The sequence below is a fragment of the Exiguobacterium sp. s91 genome, from assembly GCF_018618915.1.
GTDB lineage: Bacteria > Bacillota > Bacilli > Exiguobacteriales > Exiguobacteriaceae > Exiguobacterium_A > Exiguobacterium_A abrahamii.
In genome coordinates, this window is the sequence record NZ_JACSMZ010000002.1 from 91,995 (window position 1) to 108,997 (window position 17,003).

Consider the following 17,003-nt stretch of genomic DNA (forward strand, 5'->3'; position numbering starts at 1 on the left):
CTTGATTATAAACAGTAACTGGATAAAATGGATATTTATTTTATGGATGTATCTTACAATTTTGAAAGGAAAGGCATCCCATGCATATGAGCATCGGATGCCTTTTTGTGATTATTTAAAATCTGCTAGATATTCACCGTATCCCTCTTGTTTCAATTCCTCTTTTGGAATGAAACGTAAGGCAGCCGAGTTCATACAATACCGAAGTCCTGTTGGCTCTGGACCATCCGAGAAGACGTGTCCCAGATGCGCATTTCCGTGACGACTCCGGACTTCCATCCGCTTCATGCCGATTGAAAAATCACTTTTCTCAATGATATTACCTGGCTCGAGTGGTTTCGTGAAACTCGGCCATCCTGTCTTCGAATCATATTTATCGTTTGACGAAAACAATGGTTCGCCAGAAATCAGATCGACATAGATACCGTCTGCTTTCAAATCGTGATACGGATTATCAAACGCCGGTTCCGTTCCGTCTTCTTGAGTCACTTTGTACTGGATAGCGGTTAATTTCTTTTTGATTTCTGCATCTGATAATTTTGGATAGGTTGGAAGATCGAGCTTTGGCTGATCGTTCCAGTAGCGATTAATGAAGTCGTCGCGTCCAGAAGCTGCCCGGTAAAACTTGTACTTTTTCTCACTCTTCAAATAGTAATCCTGATGGTATGCTTCCGCTTCATAAAAAGGACCTGCCGCAATCAACGGTGTGACGATTTTATCATCGAAGACTTGTTGTTTCTCTAACTCTTGTTTCGATTGCGCTGCGATTTCTTTTTGTTTCTCATTCGTATAGAAAATCGCCGTCGTATAAGACTCACCACGGTCGACGAATTGACCATCTTCATCCGTCGGATCAATTTGACGCCAGTAGACATCTAGTAATTGTTTATATGAGATGACGTTCGGATCAAACGTGATCAATACCGCTTCCCGATGACCTGTCGTCTCCGCTGATACTTGATTATACGTCGGGTTTTCAACATCGCCGCCGGTGTAACCAGAAATGACGGACTTGACCCCTTTTAACTCTTCGAACGGGGGCTCCATACACCAGAAGCACCCGCCGGCTAAAATCGCCGTCTCTTCCGGTTGATAACTCAATTCCTTACTGCCGCTTGATTTTGCCTGCTGTTGCTGGAACACGAAGTATCCCCCGACCATGATGACGATGAGACCGATGACTGATACAATCGTCCACATTCGTTTCTTCATCTCCCTTCGCCTCCTTTATTTAGCTTACGTCGCATGACGTCTATTGGATGTTCTTTTATTTAACTGTACCGCGCTCATGCCGTCTTGTCGTAGCATGTGCTCAAACGGAGCACATTGGACCTTCCGGATTAAAGAAGTTCAATCAGGGAATAGACTATATATCAAAAAACACCAGGAGGGGTATTTATGTTTGATTACACTGTAACGTCACATCACGATTTGGATCACGTCATGTCTCAACTGAAGCAAGCTCTCTCAGAGGCATCGTTCGGTGTCTTATGGGAGTTTGATTTAGCAAACAAATTCGAAGAAAAAGAGCTCTCTTTTAATGAAAGTTATCATATTTTAGAGGTATGCCAACCCAAAGAGGCGCACCGCGTCGTTTCTCATGACTTACGGGCCGGTTACTTTCTTCCATGTAAAATCGTCGTCTATACCGAAAAAGGACAAACGAAAGTCGGAATGCCAAAACCAACTGCCTTGATGGACTTAGCAGACGAGGCAGCACTTCAAACTGTCGCCAAAGAAGTAGAACATACGTTACGACACGTAATCGATCAAGCTACACAATAACAAAACGCTCTACCTGTACATTGTTTCGTAAAGGAAACATCATACAAGTAGAGCGTTCTTTCGTTCACAGGATGTCGATCCAAATCTTCACGGCTGTCGCTAAAATCAGGACAGCAAGAATGACTTGGAGAATCTTCGTGTTCATCTTCTTCCCGGCGATTGCGCCAAGTGGTGCTGCAATTAAACTAGCAACGACCATGATTGCCGCAGGACCCCAGTCGACTTGTCCGGTCGTGATTTTACCAACCGTTGCGCCGATCGACGAAATGAACGTGATCGCTAATGACGAAGCAATCGTCATCCGTGTCGGGATTTTCAAGAGGACGAGCATAATCGGGACGAGTAAAAAGGCACCTGCCGCACCGACGATTCCGGCTCCGACACCTACGATGAATGCCGATACCGCCGCAATGGTTTTGTTGAACTGGACCTGATCAAGTGGAATGTCGTCGATTCCCTTTTTCGGAACGAACATCATGATTGCTGCCGTCAACGCAAGAACACCATAGACGATGTTGATTGTGTCTTCAGCCAGGATATTTGAACCATACGCACCGATGAAGCTACCGATTAAAATCGATCCCCCCATGAAGACGATCAATGATTTATTCAAATAACCGCCTTTTCGGTAAGCCCAGACGCCACCAATCGTCGCAAAAAAGACTTGAATCGCACTGATTCCAGCAACCTCATGGGCAGAAAATGCTGCAAAGCCGAGTAACGGCGGGATATACAATAACATCGGATATTTAATGATTGAACCGCCAATTCCTAACATTCCTGAAATGTAGGATCCGACAAATCCGATTAAGAAAATCGTCACGATAAAACCGAATTCCATCGTTTATCACTCCTTAAAAAGAGAGCCGTAAATCAGCTCTCTTTTCGAAATTAACCTTTTTGAATCCAGAATTTTAGGACGCTTGCTTCTTCTTCATGTTTGACGAGTTCATGACCACCTGATGTCGCCCACGCCTGAAGATCGTTTTTTGCCCCTTTATCCGTTGCATGGACTTCAAGGATTTGACCTGATTCGAGTCCAGCGATGGCTTTTTTTGTTTTTACGATTGGCATCGGACAAGCAAGTCCTTTTGCGTCGAGTACGAGTTCTGATTTCATGTTGTATTCCTCCTGAATGATTTGATGTTCGTTATGCATCGGCTTAGCGTACCGCACAGCGGTTCGGTCCGACTTCCATTTCCCGTTGTGTTTCAAGATCGGGTGTCTGTTTCCCCATGTTTGTTTCACGGATATCTTGATACGCGTTCGGTTGTGGCGGCAGGTTCTCTGTGACCATTTTCCGGAATGTTGCTTCATCGTCGATGTTGAGACCATGATTGTTCGCAAGCAAGATGCTTAATTTTTCCGCTACACTACCATCCGTGTTCAATTCTTCAATGATCATGAAATGTGCCGGTAAGACGATGAGTTCTGGTGAAAGATCACGATACGTGTTGTAGAGCGAATCGCGTAAGTCACCAACCCAGTCTTCCGCGAGACCGGCTAAATCCGGACGACCAATCGAGTCGATGAACAAGATATCACCCGTCAATAAATAACGCTGATCGACGATGAATGAAGTCGATCCAATCGTATGTCCTGGGGAATAAAGAGCGCGTACTTCAATCGCTGTATCCCCTACTTGAACCGTACTACCGTCTTCAAGTGGTGCATAATCGAATGTGACATCCGTCGCATCTTTTGGCGGCAACCAGTATGTCGCGCCTGTTTTTTCGGCGATGTCGCGTCCTCCAGAAATATGATCCGCATGAAGATGTGTATCAAACACATGCTTAATCGTGACGTTGCGTGATGCGGCATAATCCAAATACACATCTGTCATTCGTGTCGCGTCGATGAGTACGGCCTCTCCTTCTGAGATGACCATATACGAGAGACAACCTTTACCGATTCGAACGAACTGAACGACTTCGCCTTGATCAGTTCCTGTTTCGTTCAGCGTTCCGAGTGAAATCGGTTCTAGATGTTCACTCCATGCTTTCATACCGCCTGACAGATACGATACGTCTCGTCCTGCTTCTTCTAGCATATCGGCGACGAAAATCGATGAACCTTCTTTTGCGCAAACGACGAGAACATCCTGATCCGTCGGAAGCTGATCGAGAATCTCCTCGACACCATCCAACAATTCAAAATACGGAATGTTGAGGTACTTGAAGTTCTCTCCTTCGATTTTCCAATCTTGAAACGCATCCTCATTCCGGACATCTAAGATGAACAGAGACTCACGTCCAATGATTTTTTTTGTAACTTGTGCGGCTGTCATTGCTTGTGCCATATCTATTCGTTCCTCCTCTACTTTACGCTGTTGTATTATTTCGCTGAAACGAGTGTCGTCGTCTCAGACGCCCATTCCTGCATACCCGGTACGACATTGTGGACCGTATACCCCTTGTCACTGAGCTGTCGGCATGCCATGTCACTTCGGCTACCTGTCCGGCAGATGACATAAATCGTCTGATTTGAATCCAGTTCTGCATGGCGTGTCTCCAGTTCGCCTAACGGAATATTGATGGCTCCCGGTACATGGGCGAAGGCATATTCTGCTTGTTCACGAACATCAAGCACCGTGATCGAGTCGTCTTGGCGTGCTGCTTCGACTGTTGCGTTGTCGACGGTTTGAGCGAATGCTGCTGGTTCCGTGACATCACCTGTTGATTTCCGAACGTAATGACGGAGCACTTCGCCTTCTTCAATCGTGCCTAAATAATGATTGCCGGTGCTGTTTGCCCAGGCACGGAGATCTGCAGTTGATCCTTTATCCGTCGCCTGGACTTCGATGACTTGTCCCGGTTCTAACGTCTTGATCGTTTTTTTCGTCCGAACGATTGGCATCGGACAAGCGAGACCTTTGGCGTCCAATACGATATCTGATTTAATCCTAGTCATACAATTCGCTCCTTTACGGTGTGGGGTATTATTTCGTTTCGCCTTCGTACGACATCATGCCGCCATCCATGTTCGTCACGTCATATCCTTGTCCTTCGAGATATGTCGTTGCGCGACCACTGCGCGCACCAGAACGGCATACCATGACATACTCTTTTTTCTTGTCGAGTTCGTTCATCTTGAATTCAATCAATCCGAGTGGAATATGGATCGCTCCCGGAATCATTCCTTCTTTGACTTCATCGACTTCCCGGACATCAATGACGTTCAGTTGTTCACCACGTTCGATTTTTTCCTGTACTTCTGTTGCTGTCATGCGTTTCATGTTCAATTCCTCCTCTTGATTCGATTTAGCGCCAGGCATTCATTCCGCCACGGACTTCCGTGACATTCGTATAACCGGCTCTTTTTAGTACTTTGACGGCTTGTTTGCTTCGCATCCCGCTTTGACAGATGACGAGCACTTCTTTGTCTTTCGGGATTTGATTCAGTTGACTGTTTAGCGTTTGTAACGGAATGTTCTTAAATCCTTTGATGTGATTGCCTTTGAATTCTGCCGCTGTCCGAACATCGAGATAAAATCGTTTGCGGTCGTTTAGTAACGGCTTCAGTTCCGTGGTCGACACTTGCTTGACGCCTTTTGTTGGGGCGAACATCTTATAAGCGAGATAGCCGACGACGAGCAACAAGATAATCGATAGTACATCCATGCGTCACTCCTCCTTCAGATTATTAGATGAATAGATTGACGTTTCCGTTCTCCGCATCGGCGAGGTAGGCGGCAACACCTGCATACTCAATCCCGTCGTGTAATTCTTCCTGTTTCAAACCGAGTAAATCCATCGTCATCGTACAGGCGACGAGTTTGACATCCTGTTCTTTCGCTAATTCGATTAAGTCCGGAAGCGGCATCGCATTGTGCTTCTTCATGACGTTTTTAATCATTTTTTGACCTGCACCACCGAAGTTCATTTTCGAGAGTGGCATCTTATCAGCACCGCGTGGCATGAACTTACCGAACATCTTCTCAAGGAATGTTTTATCCGGCTGAATTGGTTCATCCTTACGCATCGCATTCAAACCCCAGAAGGTATGAAAAATCGTGACTTCGTGATCGTATGCGGCTGCACCGTTGGCAATGATATAAGCTGCCATGACTTTGTCGTACTCTCCACTAAATAAAACGATGGTTGTTTTTTTTGTATCTGACATGAACGTAAGTCCTCCATTTTTTTACCCTAAGGGGTATATTAATTCGTAAAAATTTTTCATCTGCTTTTCATTAAGAGTTGAACAGCCTCTGCAACGGCTTGTTCATGATTTTCCGTCGCATCATCCTGACGAACACAGTCGATCAAGTTCTCACTGACGACGAGACCGATGACGCGATCGATTGCACTACGTGTCGCACTCAGTTGTGTGACGACATCCTTACAAGACGCCTCTTCTTTCATCATTCGAACGATTCCGTGGATTTGTCCTTCAATCCGATTCATCCGATGAATGATGCGATCTTCATAACCGTTTTCCATATGAAGTCCATCTCCTTTTTTAAATGTGACATGCGTCATACCTCGTTGGTACATTTCATACAATAATACCCGCATGGGTATAAGTCAACGAAAAAGATTTCCGATTTTGTCGCCATTGTAGAACGTCCGGAAATCTTTTTGCATTTAACCTTTCCAATTCGCCTGTAAAAAAGTGATCCAATGTTCTGCAAGGCGAGTGGGCATCTTCTCTGGTAACAGATAACGAAACGTTCGTTTAGAGATCCCTTTCGCATGAAGCGTAAAAGACTCAGACGGGAAAGACGTGACGAGTCGTTCCGACAATGCTGCAATGCCACTCCCATTAAAAACAAGTTGGCGCACTAAATAGTTGGCATCAACTGTAATCGTTCGTGCGGGCACGATTGACGAAGCATCCAGCCAACCATCAAGTGCATAGCGGGATGCGGATCCTTCTTCGCGAACGATCCACGTCGCATCGTTTAACGAAAGGTCGGACGCACCAATGATGTGCAGTTGATCTTTTGCAAAGACGATTTGTTTGATTCCATCAAGTGTCAATTCTCCCTCAATCATCCCGAGATCAATCTCACGATGTCTTAAGGCTGCTACCACTTGATCATGGTTCATTAACTGGATATCTAGTGATACCTTAGGATGAACGCTTGAAAACAGATGAATCATATTATCGAGCAACATTTCGTGAATCGTATGCGTTGCTCCGATCCGTAAGGTTCCGCGGAAGACACCTTCCGATTCATCCAGCTGGGACTGCATCTGTTCGAGCTGGAAAAGAATTTCTTTCGCGTGGCGATAGACAATCCAGCCCATTTCCGATACCTCGACCCCTATTGCGAATGAATCACGTATTAACAATGAATGTCCGATATCTTCTTCTAGTCGTTTGACGTGAACACTGACCGTCGGTTGCGATAGAAATAACTGTTCCGCTGTTTTCGTAAAATGACGTGTTTCAACAAGTGTGACGAACGTTCTCAGTTCAGTTAATTTCAACAATACCCCTCCTCATTACATTTCATAATCATTTGTATGTAATTAATTCATTTTTATAATCTTGTATTCCTCTTTCATACTCAAGGTATCACGTATTAGAAAGAAGGACTGTTTCATGATGTATATCTCATTTATGTTATTAGGAGCAACCATCGGTATACTCTCCGGCTTTTTCGGAATCGGTGGCGGCATCATCCTGACCCCACTTTTATTGATTCTCGGCTATGAAGCCAGCACCGCGATTGTCCTCAGTCTGTTGCTGACACTCGGATCGACTGTGACCGGCACGCTTTCACATCTTCGATTAAAAACATTCCGTTTTCGTGATGCCGGGATCATTGGTCTGTCTGGCATCATCGGTTCTGCGTTGATCACACCAATTGTCTTTTGGCTCGAGCGTCATGCTGGTGCTGATGTCGTCTTATCAAGTCTCTACATTGTCTTACTGATTGGTTTTTCGATTCAATTCCTTTGTCCCCGTTCAAAGGAACGTCCGTCTTTTCCGGTCCATGATGCTTCCGTCGTGAAGCTCGCTGTCATCGGACTTGCTGCCGGAATTCTCTCTTCATTGATGGGTGTCAGCGGTGGATTCTTGTTGACTCCGCTCTTGCTCGCCTGGGTTCGTTTCCCGCTCAAACAAGCAATCGGAACGAGCATTGCCTCTGCGACATTGATCGTTCTTGGAGGTGTGACGAGTTATGTTGCTTCCGGAACCAGTGCCCCGTTATCACTCGGGATTGCTTTAATCGTCGGTGCGTTCATCGGCTCACCACTCGGCGCGTCACTCTTGCATCGCTTCAATGAACCGTTCGTCCAAAAGACGTTAGGGATTTTTTATGGCGTCGTCGCCTTAAGCGTCATCGTCAAAGTGTTCGGACTTCCCTATCTGTCACTCGTCTTACTCGCTATGTTCACACTCAGCCTGTTAAGCATCTTCGGTTACCGGATTCTCAAAACAGCCTAAACGAAAAAGCAGCTGACGAGATATCAGCTGCTTTTGTGCGTGCTCAATGATTAACGCACGCTTTCTTCTTTGATTTTTTGTGGTTTCATGATTTTTGCCTCTTTTTTCTGACGCATGCGTTCCGCATTCATCAATCCCCCTAACATCAGGACGACAGCAGATAAATAGAACCATGTCATCAAGACGATGATTCCGGCAAGCTGACCGTAAAGACGATCGTAACTCCCGAACTCAGCGTAGTAAGAGAAGAATTCCGAGACGACTTGCCAGGCAATCGTCGCAAAAATGGCTCCAGGGAGTACCTGACGAACCGTTAGTCGGACACTCGGTAAGATCCGATACAATAAGATGAAAAAGACAAGTAAGAACAACGTCCCGAGTCCCCAGCGGAATAAGAACCAGATCCACGAATAATTCGTCACGAAATCAGCGACGATTGCAAAGTGGTTGATGAAACGCCGTGTTAACTTTTCTGAAATCGGAACAATCAATGAAATCGGTAAGATGATCATCATCCCGATCGTAAAAGCGAAGTCTTGCAACAGTCCGCGCCAAAATGGCGCTTTTCGTGTCACTTCGAGCGCATCGTTTAGCGAGCGGACAAGTGACTGGACCGACATCGAAGCAAGCCAAAAGGCGGCGAGAAAACTGATCGAGGCAAGTTTGAATCCTCCTTGATCAAAGATTCCAACGACGTTCCGCTGAATCAAATCGTACGTTTCTGCCGGAGCAAACGGTCGAATTAAATCCAGTACGTTATCCGACGTAAACGGTAAGAACGAGACAATCCCAACTACAAATAATAAGAACGGGAATAAGGACAACATCAGATAATAGGCGAGCTGAGCCGATTTATCAAAAAAGGCTTCACCAAAAAAACGGGCAAATACAGGTTTGATTAAAGACATACAAATTTCCTCACTTTCAACTAATTCTCTAGACTATCCCCCATTTCGTACTTCCTTTAAACTTTTGGAAGTCTTTTGAACTTATAACAACCTTATACATCATTCAAGTTTGGCGCTTCGGTTCTGCGCAGGGTACACTAGGAACAGAGATTGTATCGTGCTTGTTTTTCAGAAAGGATTTCGATTCGTGTACTCACTCATTCAAACCGAAGCAGAACGCTTCTTTACTTCTTATATAGAGCAATACCCCGAAATGGCCGGACGTCAGCAAGAAGTCATCCAGTCGATTGAAAGGACAGGAACATACAAACAGACGGCTTCCGAGCTAGCGTTCGGCGCCAAGCTCGCTTGGCGAAACAGTAACCGATGTGTCGGACGTCTCTTTTGGGAGCAGCTCCATGTCTTTGACGCGCGAGATGCGTTGACCGTCGAAGCGGTCCGCGACGCGTTATTTGAGCATATCCGGTTCGCGACGAACGAGGGACGAATTCGCTCGACGATCACGATTTTCCATCCGACACGTGTCCGGCTTCATAATCACCAACTGATCCGCTACGCTGGTTATGAGACCGCAACAGGAATCATCGGCGACCCGGCTTCCATCCAACTGACGCGCCAATGTGAAGCACTTGGCTGGACCGGAGCGCGTACCCCCTTTGATATTCTGCCTCTGCTGATCGAACTCGATGGACAAGTCAGTCTGCATCCGATCCCAAATGAGCTCGTGCTCGAAGTCAGCATCACACATCCTGACTATGATCTGTTCGGTGGTCGCGAAGTCCGCTGGTATGCCGTGCCGATGATTGCCGACATGCAGCTTGAAATCGGTGGCATCGTCTATCCGTGTGCCCCGTTCAACGGATGGTACATGGGAACAGAAATCGGTGCCCGTAACCTCGCCGATACGGATCGTTACGATCTGTTACCGCTCGTCGCGACACAACTCGGTTTGAATACCTCGCGTGAACGTTCGCTTTGGAAAGACCGAGCGCTCGTCGAACTGAACATCGCCGTACTTGAATCGTTCGAACGCGCCGGTGTTACGATCGTTGATCATCATACGGCTGCGAAACAGTTCGCTCGTTTTGAAAAAAATGAAGCAGCGTGCGGTCGTGATGTCACCGGGGAATGGTCCTGGCTCGTGCCACCGATGAGTGGTGCAACGACGCATATGTTCCATAAGGATTACGACCCGGAAATCAAACGACCGAACTTCTTTCCGAAATCAACACAGACAGCGCCCGTGACCGGCTGTCCGTTCCACCAAGGAGCACTGAAATGAATTATGTCGAGCAGTTACGTCAAAAAATCGGTCATGATCCAATCATTCTTGTCGGTTCCGTCGTCCTCGTCGTACAAAATGAGCACATTTTGCTCGAACAACGCAATGAAGCACAAGCCCGCTTTGGTTTACCAGGAGGATTGATGGAATGGGCGGAATCACCGGAAGAGACCGCTCGTCGAGAGCTTAAAGAAGAGACTGGCTTAGAGGTGGAACGATTAACGTTACTCGATGTCTACTCCGGTCCGCAATACGTGACGACGTTAGCGAACGGAGACGTCTTTCAAAGCGTCACCCTTTCCTATATCGGTGAACATCCGATCGGAACGTTAAAGCAAAGTGATGAGAGTATCAAGCTCCAGTTCGTCCCGCTTGATGACTTACCTGATCACTTAGTCGGTTCTCACGCTCGAATGATTGAAGACTACAAAAACCGCCGCTAAATGAATAGCAGCGGTTTTTGTTTATAGCGACTGACGCATGATGTATTGTTTCAAATCCCGCTGAGTCCACCCTTCAGAACGTAATGCCTCCCAAATCTGCACATCTGTTGATTGATAATGGTAGGTCGTGCCCGGTAAACGACGGACGACTTCTGTCGCGTGTCTTGCTTTTTGTTCTGCGGGGCCGACGACTGACAAGAGGGATGATCCAGCTACTGCCACTACACTTGCTTCTAATTGATAATAATCCGTTTTTAATTGCTGCATGACATGAGGATCTTGCTGCCAGATGTATTCCCCTTGTCCATGGTATTGTTTTAAAAACTCCACTTCTTCGATCGTCGGCAGAGCGGCTTCTTGACGTTCATCCGTTAAATGAAAATATCCGATTTCTCCAACGATCGTATAGTGAAGCGATTCATACAAGCGAATTGCCGGATCGTTCCCTTGAATGACTTCAAGCATCAGACCATCCATTCCGATTTCTTTAGCATGGCTCAGTTGTGCTTGATACAAGGCTTTCGCGATCCCAAGACGACGATACTGTGGTGAAATCCCCAGTCCCCCACACCGCATGATGCGGTGACCCTCGATCTCCTTCCAACCGTTCAGCCAGAGACCGACCGGTATTTCTCCATGATAGGCAACGAATGAATGCTCCAGTTGGTTCCCGTCTCGTTCGATGATGCGCTCTTGAAATTCTGCTTCCGATAAGTGCAGTGGAATCAAATAATCTTGGAATCCATCCTGCATCGCTTTGTACGCTGTTTCTACGTCAGGTGCGCGTTGAATATGAATCATCGAAAAACCTCCTTTTCCACTGAGCTGTTTCGCTTTCGTTTGCCTCATTTCCTGCATACAAAAACACCCTTGTCGCCAAGGGTGTTAGTCGATTCATTGATGGAGTTTCGAACGTTTGCGTCCATATCCGAAGTACAACAGTAATCCAATGGCTGTCCAGATAAAGAAGGCAATCCACGTGAATGGTTGTAAGTTGAACATGAGCATAATACAAGCAAGGACTGACAAGATCGGTAAGACTGGGACGAACGGAACCTTAAAGGCGCGCTTCAAATCGGGACGCGTCCGGCGTAGGACGATGACCGCGATCGAGATGAGCGAGAAGGCTGCCAGTGTTCCGATGTTGATCAATTCAGCAAGTGTACCAAGCGGCACGAATCCAGCGATTAAACCAGCAGTCGTTCCGAGAATCCAAGTCGCTTTAACTGGTGTGTGTGACTTTTCATTGACGTCTGAGAAGACTTTCGGTAATAATCCGTCACGGCTCATCGCGAACAAGAGACGGACGAGACCAAATGTCATGACGAGGATGACCGTCGTCATACCAACGATGGCTCCTAAGTCAACGAATCCAGCGACCCAGTCTTGTCCAGCCACTTTTAAGGCAAGGGATACTGGGCTATCAACACCTTCAAACTGTTTGAATGGAACGATTCCGACCATGATAGCAGAGACCACAACGTACAAAACGGTAACGATCGCAAGCGATCCTAGAATCCCAATCGGTAAGTTACGTCCCGGGTTTTTGACTTCTTCTGCTGCCGATGTGACGGCATCAAATCCAAGATAAGCGAAGAAGGCAATCGCTGATGCTTGCAGGACACCGCTCATACCGAACGGCGCAAACGGCTTGTAGTTGCCTGGTTCGATATACCAGATCCCGACGACGATGAACAAGACGACGACGGCAACTTTGACGAGTACCATGATGTTGTTGACGCGTTTTGTCTCTTTAATCCCAAGCGAAAGCAAGAGCGTGATGACCATCAGAATCAAGAACGCTGGTAAGTTAAAGAACGTTTCGCTTCCTGGTACAGCACCTGGAGCAGCTGTTAAAGCTGTCGGTAAATGGAGACCAAAGCCTGCTAACAGTGACTGGAAGTACCCTGACCAGCCGGTCGCAACGGCACTCGAAGCGAGTCCGTATTCTAAAATGAGACACCAGCCGATGATCCAAGCCACGACTTCCCCAATCGTTGCGTATGTATACGTATATACACTACCTGAGACGGGAATCATCGACGAGAATTCAGCATAACAAAGGGCTGCGAGCGCACAGACGATAGCGGAAATAATAAATGAGATCGGTAAAGCAGGTCCTGCATAAAGAGCGCCCGTTCCTGTCAGAACGAAAATCCCGGTACCGATGATGGCACCGATTCCAAGTAAAATAAGGTCAAACCCTGATAAGTGACGTGCCAGTTTGGAATGTTGTTTCATGTCCATCATCACACTGACATCTTTCTTGCGAAGCAAACTCATGTTTCATCCTCCGAACTTTTCTCTTTTTTCTGAATATTCAAATCATTGAGGTAATTGACTTTCTTATCATAACAAACGATGTCAGGTTCGATAAGTCTTTTTTTCTGTATTTTTTCACAAAGTGGTCAAACCACTTTTGTGAAAATGCGACAACGCTTTGATGCGTCAACGCAAAAACACCCTTTCCTCAAAATGAGAGGAAAGGATGTACTCGTATTACGGACGATCGTTTGGATGATCGAGGTTAGGACCTTTATGATCATCTGGATCGATCGGGTAATCATCTTGCTGTGCTAAATCGTTTTCTGGCAATGCACCTTTTGGTGTACCATGTGTCATCTCATCTGTTGAAGAAGAGCGCGCTGAACGTGGTGCACGATCTGGTGTGACATCATCTGCTGCTTGTGAAGCTGCACCTTTTGCTGCATCTTTCAAGCTCGGTGATGAAGAAGTCGATGCTGACTTACTTGGAAGGTTCGATGTGTCGACTTCCGTGTTCTCTGCTTTCTTTTGCAGACGATCGAGGTAACGCGATGCATTATCACGTCCACCAAGACCAAAGGCAAGACCGAAAGCAAGCGCAAGTGCTCCAAGGATCAAGATGAAGGCTGAGTTGACGATCGTATCAGCAACACCCAATTGATCAAGTGCCATGAAGACAGCAAGTGCAAGAATCGCATACTTCGCAACGCTTGAGAGGACTTTTAGTTCAGAGTTGCCGAACAAGCTGTCCATCGTACGTTTGACGAGGTTGCTGACGATGATCCCGATTGCGAGAATGATGATCGCTGTCAAGACGCTCGGTAAGAACGCAAGGACGGCACGACCGAGGTCGACCATGAAGTCAAGACCAATCAAGTTGAATGCTTCGACGACGAAGAGAACGACGATGACGATCTCAACGAGTGCACCTACGATTGAAGCTGGTGATGTAGAAGCTTGGTTCGCATCCCATGAACCGATCTTCAAGTGACGTGTCAGGTTGTTGAATCCAAGACGTGATAAGAGATCCGTAACGAATTTCTTGATGAAACGTCCGACGTAAAGACCGACAAGAATTAGAACGACACCAACGATGATGTTCGGAATCATACCAAGGACATCGTTCAACATGTTGATCGCTGGTCCTGTGATTCCTTTAATGTTCAATTGATCAAGTGCTGAAATCGTGATTGGAATCAGAATCAAGATGAAGACGACTGTTCCGAGAATCGACGAAAGTGATTTCGCATCTTTTTGATCCGTTGATCCAAGGTTGAAGCGAGCTGCAAATTTATCCGTTCCAACAGCATGAAGGAAATTCGTCACGATATCGCGGACGATTTTCGCTACGAGGAAGCCGACGAAGAAGATGGCTGCCGCAGCAATCAAGCGTGGAATGAATCCAAGGAATGACGATAACAATTGGCTGAACGGTTGTGAGACACTCTCAATGTTCAACGCACCGAGTACACCCGGTAGGAACAGAAGCAAGACGAGGTAGAAGACGATCTCCCCTGCTACTTTTGGATAAGCTGAAAGATCCGTCTGACCTTGAAGCATCTTGTTCGAACGCACTTTGTCGTTCGCCATCAACTTCGTTCCTGCTTTGACGATGATCATGCGAAGAACGACCGCGATGACGTATGCCAAGAGAAGGATGAGAGCTGCTTTCAAGATGTTCGGGATTGCCGCGAGTAATGTACTCATCGTATCCGCAAGTGGTCCAGCAATGATGTTCAGATCAAGGATGTTGAAGACCAAGATGAGAACGAAGACCATGAGAACCCAAAAGACGACGGTCCCGATGATTTTTTCAGGTGTCCACTTTTTCTTCTTTGGTGGCGTACCTTCTTTTTGAGGTGACAACTTGTTGACGACCCCAGACTTCTCTAACGCTTTTTGAACCCCGTTCGCGATCAGCTTGGCAATGAGCCATCCAATCAAGAAAATGATGATCGCTCCAAGCAAGTTGCCGAGTGATCCGAGAATGCCGTTCAAGTTCAACGACGTTCCGTTCCAAATGTTATTCATCCTGCCACACTCCTTCACCTAAATAAAATTATATATTTCTGACACTTCTTTAATTTCCCCAGGTAAAGGATTTATTAAACCCTTACCCGTACCAGAATGTGGCGTTTCTTGTGTTCCATACAAAAAAATGGATGGCATATGCTGCCATCCAGTCCGCCGTCTTATGATGTTTGTTGATTCAAAATCGTGCGCATCGCTGCATATCCACCTTTAATGTTAACGACATCCTTAAATCCGAGTGACTGTAGTACACTGACCGCCATTCGAGAACGAACACCGGATGCACAGTGTACGGCAAGTGGACGATCGGTCGGTAATTCCTCCTGACGAGCCACTAGCTTTCCTAAAAGAATCCGTCGTGCTTGATCATAATGTTGGCTGTCCCACTCTGTTTTGTTCCGGACGTCGAGGACGTAGACTTCTTGTCGCTCTGCAGCTGCTAGCGCTTCTTCTGCCGTCCAGTCCTCATAACGTTCCGTTAGCATCGATGCTGGTACTGCTTGATGATCTGCCCAGTAAGTGATCCGATCGAGTCCAATTGATTGAAGATCCCGTTGAATATCTTCACGCTGTTCCGGCGTCGACAAAATCGCGATGTCATGGTCAAAATCGAGTAACCAACCAGCCCAAGTAACGAATTTATCATCGTACGGAATATTGATCGTACCTGGAAGATGTCCATTCCGGAACGACTGACCATCTCGCGTATCAACGATCTGTATCGAAGACGTCCACGCTGTCGGATCCTCGTTCGTCACGAGTTCAGGAATCTCCGTCGTCAAAGCAATTCCTTCTTTATTGACGCGTTTCATCATCGCGAAATAGTTCGGTGGTTCTGGTTGATCCGTCGTTAGTTCCCGAATGAATGCATCTTCGTCTTCCATCTGCAACGCCCAGTTCGTCGCTTTTTCATAGCCGACCGTCGATGTCGGAACGGCTCCGAGCGCTTTCCCACAAGCGCTGCCAGCACCATGTCCCGGCCAAATTTGGACAAAATCAGGTAGCTCCTTGAAACGTTTTAACGAAGCAAACATCTGCTTCGCTCCAACGGCTGTCGTTCCTTTGATACCAGCTGCTTCTTCGAGTAGATCGGGACGACCGATATCACCAACAAAGACGAAATCGCCTGTGAAGATGCCCATCGGTACTTGTTGATTTCGGTCGAATAATAAGAAGGAGATATGTTCTGGCGTATGCCCTGGTGTGTGCATGACTTCTAGCGTCACATTCCCGACTTTGAACCGGTCACCATCTTTGACAAGTTCATGGTGAATATCCGAGACAAATTGATATTTCCAGTTTTCGTCTCCTTCATCTGATAGGTAAGCCGTCGTGTCGTATCATTTTGCAAACTCTTGTGTACCTGAGACGAAGTCTGCATGAATGTGCGTTTCTGCTGTAGCAGTAATCCGAAGACCTTCTTTTTTAGCCACCTCTAGATACGGTGTAATATTCCGTGCAGGATCGATGACGATCGCTTCTCCTGTCATTTGACACCCGACCATGTATGACGCCTGCGCTAATTTTTCATCATAGAAATATCGAAACAACATTTTGTATACCCCCTTTTGTATATTAAACGATGGTTCCTTCGTAGCTCATCATGCCGCCGCTGACATTCGTCACATCGAATCCTGCTTGCTCCAAGTACATCGCCGCATTCATGCTGCGACCACCAGATAGACAGATGATATGGACCGGACGTGACGCGTCGAGTTCATCCGTTCGCTCTGTCAACTCGGACAATGGAACGTTTTTGGCTTCAGCGATATGTCCGCTTTCGTATTCATCGATTTCACGAACATCAATCAATTGGATCGTACTTTCGGTTAACGTCTGCTGTAATTGGTCTGTCGTCATCTGTTTCATCAAGATTCCTCCTAGTAGATG

At 46.5% G+C, this 17,003-nt stretch carries 19 protein-coding genes and 1 pseudogene; 4 read left to right on the forward strand and 16 right to left on the reverse strand.

The window, feature by feature from the left end; translation table 11 throughout:
• Window positions 1-111 precede the first annotated feature (111 nt).
• Window positions 112-1,212 (reverse strand): peptide-methionine (R)-S-oxide reductase MsrB, encoded by a 1,101-nt coding sequence (msrB, locus tag KNQ06_RS11915; protein WP_215148380.1) that lies wholly within the window; start codon window positions 1,210-1,212, stop codon window positions 112-114.
• A 186-nt stretch (window positions 1,213-1,398) separates the two neighbouring features.
• Between msrB and KNQ06_RS11920 the strand changes: the two genes are divergently transcribed.
• Window positions 1,399-1,785 carry a DUF302 domain-containing protein gene (locus tag KNQ06_RS11920; protein ID WP_064300582.1) on the forward strand — a complete coding sequence of 129 codons (387 nt, stop codon included), beginning with the start codon at window positions 1,399-1,401 and terminating at the stop codon, window positions 1,783-1,785.
• A 64-nt stretch (window positions 1,786-1,849) separates the two neighbouring features.
• Here KNQ06_RS11920 and KNQ06_RS11925 read toward each other — a convergent pair whose 3' ends face one another.
• The 9 genes from KNQ06_RS11925 to KNQ06_RS11965 form a co-directional block, all read right to left on the reverse strand.
• Entirely contained in the window at window positions 1,850-2,626 is a 777-nt protein-coding gene (locus tag KNQ06_RS11925) for a sulfite exporter TauE/SafE family protein (RefSeq protein ID WP_215148382.1), read from the reverse strand.
• A 50-nt stretch (window positions 2,627-2,676) separates the two neighbouring features.
• On the reverse strand, window positions 2,677-2,904 hold the full coding sequence (locus KNQ06_RS11930; protein WP_029343316.1) for a sulfurtransferase TusA family protein: 228 nt from the start codon (window positions 2,902-2,904) through the stop codon (window positions 2,677-2,679).
• Window positions 2,905-2,947: 43 nt separating this feature from the next.
• Window positions 2,948-4,084 carry an MBL fold metallo-hydrolase gene (locus KNQ06_RS11935; RefSeq protein ID WP_064300580.1) on the reverse strand — a complete coding sequence of 379 codons (1,137 nt, stop codon included), beginning with the start codon at window positions 4,082-4,084 and terminating at the stop codon, window positions 2,948-2,950.
• 35 nt (window positions 4,085-4,119) lie between these two features.
• Complete coding sequence (locus tag KNQ06_RS11940; RefSeq protein ID WP_064300579.1) at window positions 4,120-4,695, reverse strand: sulfurtransferase TusA family protein; 576 nt, start codon at window positions 4,693-4,695, stop codon at window positions 4,120-4,122.
• A gap of 28 nt (window positions 4,696-4,723) precedes the next feature.
• The gene (locus tag KNQ06_RS11945; RefSeq protein ID WP_023466941.1) at window positions 4,724-5,020 is read right to left on the reverse strand and encodes a rhodanese-like domain-containing protein; all 297 of its coding nucleotides are present in this window, start codon (window positions 5,018-5,020) and stop codon (window positions 4,724-4,726) included.
• Between the two features lie 25 nt (window positions 5,021-5,045).
• Complete coding sequence (locus KNQ06_RS11950) at window positions 5,046-5,405, reverse strand: rhodanese-like domain-containing protein (RefSeq protein ID WP_149426743.1); 360 nt, start codon at window positions 5,403-5,405, stop codon at window positions 5,046-5,048.
• 22 nt (window positions 5,406-5,427) lie between these two features.
• A complete protein-coding gene (locus KNQ06_RS11955; RefSeq protein WP_023466937.1) occupies window positions 5,428-5,907 on the reverse strand; it encodes a DsrE/DsrF/DrsH-like family protein in 480 nt (159 codons plus the stop codon).
• Between the two features lie 56 nt (window positions 5,908-5,963).
• On the reverse strand, window positions 5,964-6,227 hold the full coding sequence (locus KNQ06_RS11960; protein WP_023466936.1) for a metal-sensitive transcriptional regulator: 264 nt from the start codon (window positions 6,225-6,227) through the stop codon (window positions 5,964-5,966).
• Window positions 6,228-6,371: 144 nt separating this feature from the next.
• Window positions 6,372-7,220, reverse strand: a complete 849-nt coding sequence (locus KNQ06_RS11965; RefSeq protein ID WP_215148384.1) for a LysR family transcriptional regulator — start codon at window positions 7,218-7,220, stop codon at window positions 6,372-6,374.
• A 115-nt stretch (window positions 7,221-7,335) separates the two neighbouring features.
• Here KNQ06_RS11965 and KNQ06_RS11970 point away from each other — a divergent pair, with 115 nt between their 5' ends.
• Window positions 7,336-8,184 (forward strand): sulfite exporter TauE/SafE family protein, encoded by an 849-nt coding sequence (locus KNQ06_RS11970; RefSeq protein WP_149426741.1) that lies wholly within the window; start codon window positions 7,336-7,338, stop codon window positions 8,182-8,184.
• A 50-nt stretch (window positions 8,185-8,234) separates the two neighbouring features.
• Here KNQ06_RS11970 and KNQ06_RS11975 read toward each other — a convergent pair whose 3' ends face one another.
• Window positions 8,235-9,092 carry a YihY/virulence factor BrkB family protein gene (locus KNQ06_RS11975; RefSeq protein WP_023466934.1) on the reverse strand — a complete coding sequence of 286 codons (858 nt, stop codon included), beginning with the start codon at window positions 9,090-9,092 and terminating at the stop codon, window positions 8,235-8,237.
• 187 nt (window positions 9,093-9,279) lie between these two features.
• Between KNQ06_RS11975 and KNQ06_RS11980 the strand changes: the two genes are divergently transcribed.
• Window positions 9,280-10,374 carry a nitric oxide synthase oxygenase gene (locus tag KNQ06_RS11980; RefSeq protein ID WP_215148386.1) on the forward strand — a complete coding sequence of 365 codons (1,095 nt, stop codon included), beginning with the start codon at window positions 9,280-9,282 and terminating at the stop codon, window positions 10,372-10,374.
• The gene (locus tag KNQ06_RS11985; protein ID WP_149426739.1) at window positions 10,371-10,817 is read left to right on the forward strand and encodes an NUDIX hydrolase; all 447 of its coding nucleotides are present in this window, start codon (window positions 10,371-10,373) and stop codon (window positions 10,815-10,817) included. Before KNQ06_RS11980 ends, KNQ06_RS11985 begins: the two co-directional genes overlap by 4 nt.
• A gap of 21 nt (window positions 10,818-10,838) precedes the next feature.
• On the opposite strand, the gene KNQ06_RS11990 is transcribed toward KNQ06_RS11985, so the two are convergent.
• The 5 genes and pseudogenes from KNQ06_RS11990 to KNQ06_RS12010 form a co-directional block, all read right to left on the reverse strand.
• Window positions 10,839-11,618 (reverse strand): GNAT family N-acetyltransferase, encoded by a 780-nt coding sequence (locus KNQ06_RS11990; protein ID WP_167507523.1) that lies wholly within the window; start codon window positions 11,616-11,618, stop codon window positions 10,839-10,841.
• 93 nt (window positions 11,619-11,711) lie between these two features.
• Window positions 11,712-13,100 (reverse strand): branched-chain amino acid transporter BcaP, encoded by a 1,389-nt coding sequence (gene bcaP / locus KNQ06_RS11995; protein WP_149426737.1) that lies wholly within the window; start codon window positions 13,098-13,100, stop codon window positions 11,712-11,714.
• Between the two features lie 216 nt (window positions 13,101-13,316).
• Window positions 13,317-15,113, reverse strand: coding sequence for a mechanosensitive ion channel (locus KNQ06_RS12000; RefSeq protein ID WP_215148389.1), 1,797 nt, complete (start codon window positions 15,111-15,113; stop codon window positions 13,317-13,319).
• A 161-nt stretch (window positions 15,114-15,274) separates the two neighbouring features.
• Window positions 15,275-16,666, reverse strand: a pseudogene (locus KNQ06_RS12005) (MBL fold metallo-hydrolase).
• A gap of 22 nt (window positions 16,667-16,688) precedes the next feature.
• Window positions 16,689-16,982: a rhodanese-like domain-containing protein gene (locus KNQ06_RS12010; RefSeq protein WP_215085047.1), complete on the reverse strand. Its 294-nt coding sequence runs from the start codon at window positions 16,980-16,982 to the stop codon at window positions 16,689-16,691.
• Between the last annotated feature and the right edge of the window lie 21 nt (window positions 16,983-17,003).